The organism is Colwellia sp. PAMC 21821 (genome assembly GCF_002077175.1).
Classification (GTDB): Bacteria; Pseudomonadota; Gammaproteobacteria; order Enterobacterales; family Alteromonadaceae; genus Cognaticolwellia.
Genome location: NZ_CP014943.1, coordinates 4,211,865 through 4,225,278 on the forward strand (window position 1 = coordinate 4,211,865; position 13,414 = coordinate 4,225,278).

8 protein-coding genes and 1 pseudogene are annotated in these 13,414 nt (G+C 38.3%); 7 read left to right on the plus strand and 2 right to left on the minus strand.

The window, feature by feature from the left end:
* The first annotated feature begins 330 nt into the window (after window positions 1–330).
* The 6 genes and pseudogenes from A3Q33_RS17770 (at window position 331) to A3Q33_RS17795 (ending at window position 6,951) form a co-directional block, all read left to right on the plus strand.
* Window positions 331–1,436 (plus strand): annotated as a pseudogene (locus tag A3Q33_RS17770) (isocitrate/isopropylmalate dehydrogenase family protein).
* Window positions 1,437–1,528: 92 nt separating this feature from the next.
* Window positions 1,529–2,536: a tripartite tricarboxylate transporter substrate binding protein gene (locus tag A3Q33_RS17775; RefSeq protein WP_081181115.1), complete on the plus strand. Its 1,008-nt coding sequence runs from the start codon at window positions 1,529–1,531 to the stop codon at window positions 2,534–2,536.
* A 1-nt stretch (window position 2,537) separates the two neighbouring features.
* Window positions 2,538–3,341, plus strand: a complete 804-nt coding sequence (locus A3Q33_RS17780; protein ID WP_081181116.1) for a tripartite tricarboxylate transporter TctB family protein — start codon at window positions 2,538–2,540, stop codon at window positions 3,339–3,341.
* A gap of 5 nt (window positions 3,342–3,346) precedes the next feature.
* Complete coding sequence (locus A3Q33_RS17785; protein WP_081181117.1) at window positions 3,347–4,879, plus strand: tripartite tricarboxylate transporter permease; 1,533 nt, start codon at window positions 3,347–3,349, stop codon at window positions 4,877–4,879.
* Between the two features lie 30 nt (window positions 4,880–4,909).
* Window positions 4,910–5,968: a Gfo/Idh/MocA family protein gene (locus A3Q33_RS17790; RefSeq protein WP_081181118.1), complete on the plus strand. Its 1,059-nt coding sequence runs from the start codon at window positions 4,910–4,912 to the stop codon at window positions 5,966–5,968.
* Window positions 5,965–6,951 (plus strand): SMP-30/gluconolactonase/LRE family protein, encoded by a 987-nt coding sequence (locus A3Q33_RS17795; protein ID WP_081181119.1) that lies wholly within the window; start codon window positions 5,965–5,967, stop codon window positions 6,949–6,951. The genes A3Q33_RS17790 and A3Q33_RS17795 overlap by 4 nt, the downstream gene beginning before the upstream one ends.
* 297 nt (window positions 6,952–7,248) lie before the next feature.
* On the opposite strand, the gene A3Q33_RS17800 is transcribed toward A3Q33_RS17795, so the two are convergent.
* Window positions 7,249–8,082 carry a hypothetical protein gene (locus A3Q33_RS17800; RefSeq protein WP_081181120.1) on the minus strand — a complete coding sequence of 278 codons (834 nt, stop codon included), beginning with the start codon at window positions 8,080–8,082 and terminating at the stop codon, window positions 7,249–7,251.
* Between the two features lie 931 nt (window positions 8,083–9,013).
* Window positions 9,014–9,706, minus strand: a complete 693-nt coding sequence (locus A3Q33_RS17805) for a GntR family transcriptional regulator (protein WP_081181121.1) — start codon at window positions 9,704–9,706, stop codon at window positions 9,014–9,016.
* Window positions 9,707–10,185: 479 nt separating this feature from the next.
* On the opposite strand from A3Q33_RS17805, the gene A3Q33_RS17810 reads away from it, so the two are divergent.
* On the plus strand, window positions 10,186–13,296 hold the full coding sequence (locus A3Q33_RS17810) for a TonB-dependent receptor (protein ID WP_081181122.1): 3,111 nt from the start codon (window positions 10,186–10,188) through the stop codon (window positions 13,294–13,296).
* The last annotated feature ends 118 nt before the right edge of the window (window positions 13,297–13,414 follow it).

Genomic DNA, 13,414 nt, shown 5'->3' on the forward strand with positions numbered 1-13,414 from the left:
ATGTATACATTAACTGTAGGTTAACTTATACGTTATTCATTTTGCAATACTTATATCTACTAAAATTAAGCGGTATAAAGATCAACGAGCTAGGGATGGGTCGATCAGCTTAGAACGCAAGTAATTAAGTGTGATAGCAAAATATGGGTATTCCTGATGATTAACTTAAGATTAGCAAAGTAAGTGATGGATAAATGAAGTGTCATACACGACAGCGATAAAATTTTCAAAATACATTGTTGAGATGACGATGAAATTCTAATTACGATGTTTGAATCGTCGCAATTAGCAAGCATAAATATTTAATAACTTACGATGATTGAGGCTAATATGAGCGGTAAAACACAATTTACGATTACAGTATTTCCAGGGGACGGTATTGGACATGAGGTTACGCCTCCTTGTCTTGATTTACTGAGCAAAGTTGCTGAAAAAACGGGTGGTTTTTCGTTAGATTTCATCTCTTTTGAGGCAGGGGCAGCTTACTACAAAGAAACGGGCGTATCTCTTCCTGAAAAAGCCCTTGAACACGCTAGAAAATCCGATGCGACATTATTAGCTTGCATGGGTATGCCGAGCATTCGCTATCCAGATGGCCGTGAAATTGCGCCTCAGTTGGAATTACGAGAAAAACTCGATCTCTTCGCTGGTGTTAGGCCGGTAAAAACACTCCCTGGATTACCTTTACCGTTGCAAGACGCGCGAGCTAAAAATCTAGACTTTGTATTAATTCGTGAAAGTACTGAAGGACTTTTTGCCAGTCGTAGTAACTTCACTATTAAAGGTGAGGGCGCCACTGAAGCTGCTTTTGATACACAAAAAATAAGCCGTAAAGGGTGCGAGCGCTTGTTCGATTTTGCGTTTGATTTTGCAAGAAGAAGAAAACTTAAAGGCTATGAAGGTAAGGTAACCTGCGTAGACAAAGCGAATGTATTAGGTTCGTTTTATTATATGCGTCAAATATTCGATGAAATGGCAAAAAACCACTCTGATATAGAGGCTGATCATGTATATGTTGATGCTGCTGCTCTACAGATGGTGAGTAAACCGTGGATTTTTGATGTAATGGTAACTGAGAACATGTTTGGTGACATTTTATCTGATCTGGGTGCTGGTTTGATGGGGGGATGGGTATGGCTCCATCTGCAGATATTGGTGAAAATAACGCTGTTTTTCAACCATGTCATGGCAGTGCTCCAGACATTATTGGACAGGGCAAGGCCAATCCTACAGCCATGTTTCTCTCAGGTGCATTAATGCTAGATTGGTTGGGAAGTCAATACAATAATCCAGCGGCAATTGAGGCAGGGCAATTAATAAATACCGCAGTAGAAAATGCTTATGCTAGTTCAAATATCCTTCCCTTTGAACTAGGTGGAACCTGTGGAACTGATGAAATCACGCGAAGTATTATGATAGAGTTAGATAAGCTATAAATTGCTGTTGTGGTTAACTATTGATTATTCGCATACGTCAGCAGCTATTGGTATAGCAGACTATTTATTTAGCAGTGACACGGAGAATTATTATGCTAAGAGCGTTACTTATATCTTTATTGTTTTTTATATTTATCAGCAATAAAGCCGATGCAAAACAGGTGTATCCAAAGCGACCTATTACAACAACTGTTGTTTGGTCTGCTGGCGGTGGTACTGATGCGGTAAATCGTGTGATCATGGCTGAAATGTCGAAGGAACTCGGTGTACGTATTAATGTAACTAATAAATCGGGAGGTGTGTCTGGATCAATCGGCATGAGTTCAACTTTAAGAAAGCGCCCTGATGGATATAATTTGGTTGGCATCGCAAGTTCAAATGTATCCGCAGCGGTTAATGGTGGTTGGGGAGAGAAATTCGAGGTGTGGTATCCCTTCATAGTGGGTAGTTCTCCAGACGTAATATCCGTTAAAATGGACTCTCCTTACCATTCACTTGCCGAGCTAATCGCAGCGGCTAAAAGTTCTCCTGGGAGTCTTAAAGTAGGTGCTGGGGGGTTGGGCAGTAATCATCATTTGCATTTACTTGAGCTCAATAAAGTAGCAGGTACTGATATGAGCTTTATTCCTTATCCGGGATCGGCTCCATCACAAACGGCAGCGATCACAGGAGAGGTTGATTTAGTTATAACCTCAATGGCTGAACAAGTTCAACTCATTCGAGGTAATAAACTTAGACCCTTAGCTATGTTGCATCCAGAAAAATTTAAGATGCTAGATGGAAGAGAAATTCCGAGTATTGTTGTTGATTTTCCTGAGTTAACTGATCACTTGCCTATTAGCCAAGCTATTGGTTTTGCTGTTAATAACAAAGCTTCAGCAGAGGTTAAACGCCAACTTGTTGATGCTTTTAATAAAGCAATGATCTCTAAAGAAGTGAAAGACTGGGCACAACTGAATTATTATCAGTTAAGCGGCGAATACGGAGAGGCAGCACAGCAAGTTTTTTCTCGCTTAGAGTCGCGCTTTGCTTGGTCTTTGGAAGCGCTCAATGCTAATAAGGTATCACCTGAATCGCTCAATATAGCGCGACCAAACTAATATGAAACAAGAAATTCTTATTGATGCAGATAAGGACAACAAACGCCGTGCATTATCTCGTTCGAATTTTAAAGTTGGCGTAGTGTTACTGATAATTTGTGCAGCATTTTTTGTGCATACTTTATCGTTTCCAATGACGGGGTCGTATGGTGGAGTGGAAAATCAGTGGTATGTTTCACCTGCCTTATTTCCACTAGCGGTGCTTAGTATATTAATGATATTGAGCGGAATTCTGATCATAAAGGTTTGGAAGGAGTGTGATTATTTCAATGTACGAATGGGGCATAGCGATAAAGAAACCATTGATAATAGAAAGAACCTAGATAAATGGTACGTTATCGTACTTTTGTGCCTGTATGTTTATGTATATATTCCCTCAGCAGATTTCTATTTAGTTACTTGTTTATTTGTGCTATCGCTCATTCTTCGATTTTACTTGCAACTCAGGGGTATATGGCGAGGGGTATTATATATTCATATCCCGCTGACTATTTTGCTACTAAGTATTCGAAGTATGCACAGTGAAGTTTTCAGTTGGTTTTTAAAAGAAAGTATTGTTGATGAGCCACTTATTCTTATCAATGATCTATGTTGTGCCGCGACGTTATTTTTATTACTGATCGCGAGTGTGATTAATTTAAAAAATAACCCGGCTAAATTGGTCAGAGTGTTGGTATATGGCATGTTAATACCTTTAATCTTAATCTGTATTTTTAGTTTTGTACTCTATGTACCAATGCCTGTTGAATATGGCAGTGTGTCGAGTTTTCTTAATTATTTCGTTTACGATGTTTTGGGTGTTTGATAACTATGATTGATCAGTTTTTACAATTCTTTAGTATTCTTTTTGACTTAGTTTCACAACCTAGCAATTTACTTATACTATTTGCCTCTAGTTTTATCGGGATTTTGTTTGGTGCGATGCCTGGGTTAACCGCTACTTTAGGTATCGCACTGTTGACTACTTTAACGTATAACCTAAACACCGACACTGCACTTATATCGCTGTTAGGTATGTATGTGGGTGCGGTATACGGAGGATCTTATCCTGCTATTCTTTTGAATATACCGGGTACTCCTGCAGCGGCTGCAACAGCTTTAGATGGATATCCAATGGCTAAACGTGGAGAAGGTGCAAAGGCGTTAGGCTTAACTACTACAGCATCGCTTATTGGTACACTTATTGGACTCATTTTTTTAGTCGTTTTATCCCCTGCTATTGCCGCTGTTGCTCTTCAGTTTACGTCTTGGGAATTTTTCTTATTAGCTTTATTCGGCATTATTATTAGCGGCTCAATTACCAGTCAAGACCTTGTTATAAAAGGTTGGATAGCGGGTTTCTTAGGATTGTTTTTATCCACAATAGGGCGCGATTCATTGCAATATTTTCCAAGATATACATTCGAACAAAGTCAGCTCGATAGTGGTCTAGAAGTTGTTCCTGTGTTGATTGGAGTATTTGGTATACCGCAAGTTATACGAGTATTGAGTGATCGAGAGACATTAGGTAAGCTATCGAATCTATCCCGAGTGCTACCTGAGCTTTCTACTATTAAACGTAATATTAAGCATATTTTTCGCTCTGCCTGTATCGGCGTTGGTATTGGCTCGGTGCCAGGAATTGGAGAAGATATTGCTGGGTGGGTAAGCTATAGCGCAGCTAAAAAAACATCAACTCCAGAAGAGCAAAAGAAATTTGGGAAGGGATCAGAAGCTGCTATTGTTTCATCCGAGACAGCTAATAACGCGTGTGTAGGCGGTGCATTGATCCCGCTTCTAACTTTAGGAATACCTGGCAGTCCGCCAGCAGCAATGCTATTGGGTGCTTTACTTTTACATGGTATTACCCCTGGGCCTACGGTTGAAATCGACCATCCTAATTTCTTGTTAGAGGTAACTGCTATTCTTGTTTTGGCGTCTTTTGCCATGTGGGCAAATGGGATGTTGCTAGCAAAACAAGTGTTAAAACTATTACAGGTACCTCCGCCATTATTTATTCCAGTGGTTGGTCTGCTATGTGTAATGGGTGCGTACTCTTTAGGTATTAATATTTTTAACCTTTACATTATGTTGCCCGTAGGAATTTGTGCCTATTTTTTAAGTGAAATGAAGTTCCCTTTAGCACCGCTTGTGATTGGGTTAGTGCTAGGTAGTATGGCAGATGATAGCCTCAGACGCGCTTTAATGTTATCTGAGGGGTCATTTTTACCTTTATTCGAACGACCTGTTGCCGTTCTTCTACTATTGATAATTTTGTCCTTTTGCTTAATTCAGGTTCCTTTGGTTCGACGAAGTGTAAAGGCATTTATGAGCCGCTTTTTTAAAGGTATGAATAGTCAGTAAGCGATAAAAAAATTCAAGGTGTTTTAAATAATGAATAATGTATTACGAGTAGCTTGTTCTGGTACTGGGTATTTTAGTAAGTTTCACTACGAAGCTTGGAGTAGACTCGATAATGTCGAGCTTATCGGTGTCTGTAACCGAGATATAGAGAAAGCAAAAAGTTTCGCAGAAACTTACAAGATCGAACATTATTATCAAAATTTAGAGCTGATGTTACTGGAACTTAAGCCAGATTTTTTGGATATTATTACCCCACCAGTAACACACCTTGACGCGGTGACTATAGCAGCCAAACTAGGAATAGATGTATGTTGTCAGAAACCATTTGGAGAGAACCTTGAACAGGCTCAGCAAATGGTAAAAATGGCAAAGAATGCAGGAATTAAATTAGTTATCCATGAAAACTTCCGCTTTATGCCCTGGATCCGAAAAGCTAAAGAGGAGCTTGACAGTGGGGTTTTAGGAGAGGTATTAAATGTTCAATTTAATCTTAGACCGGGCGATGGTCAAGGTAATGATGCTTATTTAGCACGGCAAGCTTATTTTCAAGATATGCCTAAGTTTTTAATCCACGAAACAGGTATACATATCGTTGATGTTTTCCGATATTTTTTCGGTGAACCATATTCTGTTTACGCTCAACTGCGTCGTTGTAATCCTGTAATAAAAGGGGAAGACGCGGGGACAGTCATCTTTCAATTCGCTGAAAACTTGCAAGCTATTTTAGATGGTAATCGGCTATTAGATCATAATAGTTCGAATACACGCCGTACCATGGGGGAATGCCAAGTTGAAGGAACACAGGGTACGTTAAATATAGATGGTGAAGGGCGTATGTGGCTTAGAAAAATAGGAGAGCAAATCAATAATGAAATACATTACGACTGGCAAGATAAAAACTTTGGTGGTGATTGTGTTTACCAAACGATAAAGCATATTGTGCAGCACTACCATCAAGACACTCCGTTAGAAAATCAAGGGTTTGAATATTTACACAATATTTTAGTTGAACAGGCTATTTATCGCTCTAATGAACAGCGCATGTGTATTGATTTAGATTTGCAGCCAAGTACTGAGGTAACACCATGAGTAGTTTATCGATAAATGATGTGACGTTTGTAGGTTCTGAACTTGTTCGGCCTGAATGTGTACTAGCAACGAAAGCAGGTAATTTATATGTCTCTGATTTTCGCGGCGGAGTTACAAAAATATCACCTGATGGACATATTCAATTTATGGGTGGTGAAGATGTGAAAGGGTTAGGTAAACTTAAACCCAACGGTATTTGTATGCTAGCCGACGGTAGTTTTTTGGTTGCTCACCTTGGAGATGATAGTGGTGGAATATACCGTGTCTATCGAGATAACAAGATAGAAGCTTTTTTAACTGAAATAGAAGGGCAACCTCTACCTCCTACCAATTTTATTATGCTTGATCATCAAGAACGTCTTTGGATTACTGTTTCTACACGTAAGTCTCCTAGGGCTAAAGGATACAATCGTGATGTTGCCGACGGTTTTATCGCCTTAGTAGATGCAGATGGGGCGCGAATTGTTGCTGATAACATTGGATACACTAATGAGGTCTATGTTACACCCGATGGAAAAACGCTTTATGCTAACGCGACGTTTGCTCGACAAACACTAGCTTTTGATATTGACGAACAAAATAACCTCTGTAATAGGCGTATTGTGGCTCAGTATGAAAAAGGAATTTATCCAGATGGTCTGACGATGGATGAAAATGGAGATCTTTGGATAACCAGTATTGTCAGTAATAGTATTTTAAAGGTTGTTCCAAAAACATCTCAAGTAGAGCTTATTGTTCAAGATGTTGAAGAAAATCATGTTGATTGGGTTGAAGATGCCTTTACTCGAGGAGAAATGAACAGTAGCCACCTTAGTACCTCAAAGAGTCTTGTTTTCAAGAATATTAGTTCGTTGGCATTTGGTGGTTTAAATCGACGCACTTTGTATCTTGGGTGTTTACTGGGGGAGTCAGTCGCTGTTTTAAATGGTACTGTGGCTGGAGTACCTCCAGCACATTGGAATTTTGACTCGGACACTGAGTAACTTATTTCTAAAAAGCTAAATTAGGCGTCTTGGTAGATAAGTAACCAGACGCTTTTGCTGTGAGGTTTCTTACTCGCTTTATCATTCTACCTTCCTTAATCTCTATTTATTACTCTTAAATACCTGGCAGATTCAAGTCTGAAGTGCATAGCCTTTAATGTGTAATGTGAACCTTGATTAATAATCCGATATAAAAATCTTTGTTTATTTGCACATTACTTGTGATGTAAAAGTCATAACATTGCAGGTTTATAGTAACCTGCAATGAGTCATGTTTTTCTGAGAAGAGTTAATTATTTAGGGGGTTGTGTTGAATTTAGTAAAAAATTGGTCAACTGTGTCGACGCCTTTGATGTCTAAAATCGAGATTACTTCTGATAGATCTGAAAAGTCAGCTCCACCGTAGTGAATACTATCGTTCTGGTATCGTCCATTCACACCATTATATTTGCTACTAATGGCGTTAGCCATTGTCCATACTTGTGATGACGGTAGATTGGCCGCTTCAAGTTTCTTCACAGAATAAGAGGTGTTATTATAACCTGGCGAGCCATTTTCTGCAGCATTTCCATCAGGAATTTTAATATAAGTCGTTTGAGCTTTAACAAAGGCTAGCGCATCTTTGCTGGTCTCTTTTTCATTCCAGGTACTATGTTGAACAACAATGAATTGCTCTTTAGTTATCGGGTTACCCATTTGAGCTAAATGGTTAAGTAAATCTTGAGTAAAATCACTTTGACCAGCTTCTGCAGCCCATACACGTCCACCTGATAAAATAGTTTTTTCAACTCGTTTTGATGTATCGGTAAGTGCCTTTTTACGTGCCATATGAGCATCGGTCCAATCGTTTTTGAACACTAAATCAAATAAAGAATTTGCAGGAACATATAAACCCGCTTGAATACCATAAGTTCCACTAACTGCAAAATAGTTAAGGTCTTTAAAAGGTTTAGCTTTTAAAATAAGATCTAGCGCGGCAATAGTATGAATATCATCAACATCAGTTTTAAGGTCAAAATTTAACAAAAGTAAATCTTTAGCTTTATCAAATTTAGGTGTATCAGCAGCATGGCTTAATAGTGAGAATAAAACAGAGGTAGTAAATAGAGTGAGTAAGTAAAGCTTCTTCATTTTTAAATTCCTTGAGGTAATGGGTTATGTATATTGTTATTAAGGCCATAAAATGGAGAGCCTAAAAACCAATATGATTTTCTAAATCTGACTTACTCGGTTACTTTCGAGTTGAAACGGCCGAATAACTCAGTGAACATGTCGTTTTAATTAAATAACGTTAATGTATACATTAATAAGTTACCAGTAACATTGGTTTGAATCAACAGTTTATTCAGTAGATTGCTGTGAGTGGATAACACTGTTGATATAAAATGTTAATGCCTGAGACCTATGAATAAAAACAAAATAAAAATAGGCCCATTACAATACATTACTGATGTTGCTCGAATGCCGAAAGTAGCTTTAATGCATAATATAAAGAATTCGAATATGGCTAAAGTATTTTCTCACATTCAAATTCAGTCAGTGCTAAGTAAACAAGACTAGATTCCTAGTGAGCGTAAAATCTTTTATAAAAAGGTAAATGTTATGCGAGCGTTGTATTTTATCATCAATATTTAATTATATTTTTTGTGAAGCAATACGTAGTTGGCTGACCTAGCTATTAAGCCGTACGTATTTAAGCCCTTGTGTTTTATTCTTCGGATGTATGTATATTCGCTTATATTTGGAAATACTGGATAGTATTCTTAGCGCAGATACTAAAGGAGATACCACTACTTTTAGCAATGACGATGTGATCATGAGAGTGTTAATTACCTGTAAGAAAATATTATTATTGTCCAATAATAATATTGCGGTTTTAGGGATACATGGAACCGCTTTATTCTTCCAGGTGTTATTACGCCAAGATTTAAGGTTGGTTAAACCGCAGCAAAGGAACTACTGTCTGATATAAATAGGGTACAACTTATCGATGCGTGTATCGATCTGGATTTGAAATTATCGATGGAGATAATATTTAAATACGTTGGTATAGACTCCTGTATTATAAATTATCAAACCTATACTTTTCGATAATACTGAGTAGATTATGCTTACCCTTCTGGCGGTGTAAACTATGTATTTCGGCTGCTTTTTTCGCATCACCAGCTCGAATAGCCGCGACTACTGCTTTATGATCATCGGTTGAATCTGTAGGCTTATCACGTAATGCAAGTGTGAAATAGCGAACTCGATGTGCCTGCCCCCAAAATTGAAGAACGACTTGTTTCAATCGAATGCTGCCGCATAAATCTAATAGACAAAGATGAAACTCTTCATCAGCTTCAGCCCACTCTTTTAGGTTGTCTTGTTGTAATGCTTTTTCCATTTTTAATGTAGGAAGTTCAAGCTGTTTAATTTCTTGTTCCGTAATCGTTTTTTGCGCTACCTTTTCAGCTAGTATTTTAGCTGCTTGGGCTTCCAGCGCGGTAATTATGTCATAAATTTCGTTCATGTCTGCAGCTGAGATAGGATTAATAAATATTCCTCTTCTAGGCCTTATTGTTATCAAACCTTCTTTTTCAAGTTGTACACACGCTTCGCGAATGGGGGTACGGCTAATATTGAGTTTTTCTACCAATACTTTCTCTAGTATTTGCTCACCCGCTCGGAACTCATTGTCCAAAATCAAAGCCCGAATTGTCTGATAGGCCTTTTCAGAAAGAGGCATAACACTGATTTTTTTTGGTTTATTCATACATGTCTTCTTTTACTAGATTCAGATGATCATTTTAATTAGATAAGTAGCTATCTACTTAGAAATCCCAAGTGCATTAGCCTTACTTTCTACTTTCGTCATTTATTATATGGAAATTTACACAAAAAATTAGAGCGTGTTTCATGATTTAATTCATCTTATCCTCATTAAACCCTGTATTACAAGGGTTTTGCGTACAGAACTGTTCTGTTAGTACCTTTGCATAATCAATCCTTACCGTGCTCTCAAGGTAGGTTATTTATAGTATGTACTTATTTTACAAGATGTGTAATTTTTTATTACTTGTAATTAGTTGTTGATTTTTAGCGTTGACATGTTAGCTATTCAATATTAATGTATGCATTAATTAATGAGTAATGTATGCATTAATTATAATATATACGCAATGGTGTGCAAGCTCTTTAGTCTAGTGTTACACATCATCCAATTAACAGTAATAAGATTAAAAGGCTTAAAACATGAATCCACATAATAAGTTTAAAAAGTCACTGTTGACAAAGAGCATATCGCTATTGCTAAGCTCATCAGTCATCATGCCGAGCATTGCACAAGAGACTCCAACCAAAGAAGGACTTGAAGTCATTTCAGTTACAGGGATCCGCGGTAGTTTATTTAACTCTATGAATCTTAAAAGAGATTCAGAAGGGGTAGTTGACGCTATTTCGTCGGAAGATATTGGTAAATTCCCCTCTACAAATTTAGCTGAATCATTACAACGTATTCCTGGTGTATCTATCGACCGAGTAAATGGAGAAGGTTCACAGATCACCGTGCGTGGTTTTGGTGCCGACTTTAATCAGGTGACACTTAATGGTCGTACCATGCCCACTGCGAATGTGCCAATTGTTGGGGCAGGTAGTAGTGGCAGTGCGTCTGGTGCTTCAGGTCGAGCGTTTGATTTTTCAAATTTATCCTCTGATGGGGTACAGATACTTGAAGTATTTAAAACCGGTCGTGCCGATATTTCTTCTGGTGGTATTGGAGCAACCGTTAATGTTGTGACACGACGTCCTTTGGGCACTTCGGGTGTGCAAGGCTCAATAAGCGCCAAAGCAATACATGATACATCGGTGGATGGAGGAAGTAGTATTACTCCTGAAATTGGTGGCTCTTTTAGTTGGGCAAATGAAGAAAATACGTTTGGTATTGGATTTTTTGGTGGTATATCAAATCGAGATAGTGCAGCAGCAGGAGCTACATCATCATCATGGAATGTTATCCCATACTCTGAGTTTCTAGGGCTAACTACCGAAGATACTATTATTACTAATGCACCGACTTCTTTAGACCAATACGTGACTTTACCAAGAGATAGCCGATACCAGTTTTCGGAATTTGAGCGCGAGCGTAGTAATGGTCAGTTAGTATTGCAGTTTGCCCCAAGTGAGAATTTGTCTCTGACAGCCGATTACACTTTTGCTGTCAATAAAGGTGTGGAAGAAAAAGTAGAATTTTATAATTGGTTCAATCGTCCTTTTACTGAGGTGGTATTTGATGATAGTCCGGTTCCAAGTACTATTTTCATAAAAGAAAGAGCAATTAATAAAGGCGGCGGAATGCCTCAGGTTATGCGAGCAACCAAAGATGAGTTAAGTTCTTTTGGCTTCAACGCAGAATACTATTTAAATGATTCACTTACGTTAACCTTTGATGGTCACTCTTCGAAGGCTGAAGTAACGCCTGATGCACCAATGGGATATACTGAATTTAACGTTGGTTTAGATCATAAATACGGTAACTCGTCGACAGATTCAGCATTTCAAGCAGTTGACTATAGTGGTGCAATTCCTGTACGTACAGTTGAGACCATATCAGGATCGACAGTTATTCGTCCTGAAATAGTAGCAAGTCAAGTTGCTAGTATGCGTAAGGTCACACAAATTAACGAAATTGATCAATACGATTTTCGTGCTGACTGGGTTTTAGATGATGGAGCAAACCTAACGGTTGGTGCCAATTATCGGACTCAGAAGAATGTTGCCGATAGAACTGACTACCAACAAACTTTAGGAAATTGGGGGTCTGAAAACCCTGGAGACGTAGAAGATTTAGCTCCTGGTTCGCTTGAAACCTTTTGTTTATCTTGTAAATTTAATGATCACACAATAGGTGGTGGAACAACTTCTGTTGGCGGATCAACTAACAATCAAGTTTATGCTGTACGAGGAAATGCTGCGGATATTTTTTCTGCACTATCGCCAGCTTATGAAGCCGGATACTCAGGAGCATCTTCTAGACCTCTTCGCGTAACAGGTAGTGCTTATGATGTGATTGAAGAGGATGTTACATCTATCTTTATTCAGCTAACGAATGAATTTCAAATTGCTGGCTTAGACGCATATTTGAATGTAGGGCTTAGATACGAACAAACCGATGTTAATGCAACAACTGAATCATCTCCAACATCTGCCATTATTTGGCAAGGCGATAATGACTTTGCTAAGTCTTCGGCGGCATCGAGTTCGGGATTCTCTTCAGATTCATCATACAGCAATTTGTTACCAAACATTGATCTTGCGATTGATCTAAATGATGAAATTAAAGTACGAGCGTCATACAGTAAAACACTTGCGAGAGCGACATATAACAATCTATACGCTAGTGACAATGCAAATGCCCCTTCAGGTCCAACAGCATTAGGAAACGTGGTAACAGGCAGTAAAGGTAATCCAGGGTTAAAACCGTTAGAATCAGATAACTATGATGTGTCTGTAGAATGGTACTTCGATGAAACTAGTTATGTTTCAGCAGGCTTGTTTTCTAAGCGTGTAAGTAATTTTGTTGGTCGAGAAACGGTGAATGGTAACTTATTTGGTTTACGCGATGCTACTTCTGGCGCACCGGGTACTCGTTCAGGTATGGCATTAGATATACTTGATAATTTAGGCGTGTTAGCAGACGAAATTAACCTATTCGCGGCAACAGTATATGTTGACCAGTTAGGCAATATGGATGATGCGATGGCCATGTTTGTGGCGAATCAAGATGCTAATGGGAATATTGATGATGCTGAATACGACCGTCTTGAAGGCAGTTTTGAGATAGTACCAAACAGCGATGATCCGTTATTTAACTTTGCTTTGAATCAACCAATCAACAATGAATCAGCTAAAATTAATGGGCTAGAGCTTCAAGCTCAGCACTTTTTTGGTGAATCAGGATTTGGCGTTGTGGGCAGTTATACTGTAGTTAACGGAGATGTTGGGTACAATATTTCTGGTGCTCCAAATATATCTCAATTTGCACTACAAGGTTTAAGTGATACGGCAAACGTCACCTTGATTTACGAAAAAGATGGTTGGTCAAGTCGCTTAGCTTATAATTGGAGAGATGAATTTCTTGCTTCAGCCAATGATGGCAGCGGATTTAACAATCCTGTCTTTGTCGAAGAATATGGCCAGTTAGATTTTAACGTTAGTTATTCGTTTAATGACCAATTAGCAGTATCTTTTGATGCAATCAATTTAAATGAAGAAAGCTCTAGATCGTTTTCGCGTTCGGAAACAGATTTACACTTTATACGTGAAAATGCAGCGCGTTATTACGCAGGCATAAGATACAAGTTTTAATAAAAGGTCAGTCAAACCGCTATTACTAGCGGTTTGACTATTTTATTCAAACGATACATATCATGTTTTTCAGTACAATAAATATTATTTAAGTGTCTTATTTGATGTAATAAAAATA

Coding starts and splice junctions, on each gene's coding strand:
- A3Q33_RS17785 (WP_081181117.1), top strand. CDS start 3,347: ATGATTGATCAGTTTTTACAATTCTTTAGTATTCTTTTTGACTTAGTT.
- A3Q33_RS17790 (WP_081181118.1), top strand. CDS start 4,910: ATGAATAATGTATTACGAGTAGCTTGTTCTGGTACTGGGTATTTTAGT.
- A3Q33_RS17810 (WP_081181122.1), top strand. CDS start 10,186: ATGAATCCACATAATAAGTTTAAAAAGTCACTGTTGACAAAGAGCATA.
- A3Q33_RS17795 (WP_081181119.1), top strand. CDS start 5,965: ATGAGTAGTTTATCGATAAATGATGTGACGTTTGTAGGTTCTGAACTT.
- A3Q33_RS17800 (WP_081181120.1), bottom strand. CDS start 8,082: ATGAAGAAGCTTTACTTACTCACTCTATTTACTACCTCTGTTTTATTC.
- A3Q33_RS17780 (WP_081181116.1), top strand. CDS start 2,538: ATGAAACAAGAAATTCTTATTGATGCAGATAAGGACAACAAACGCCGT.
- A3Q33_RS17775 (WP_081181115.1), top strand. CDS start 1,529: ATGCTAAGAGCGTTACTTATATCTTTATTGTTTTTTATATTTATCAGC.
- A3Q33_RS17805 (WP_081181121.1), bottom strand. CDS start 9,706: ATGAATAAACCAAAAAAAATCAGTGTTATGCCTCTTTCTGAAAAGGCC.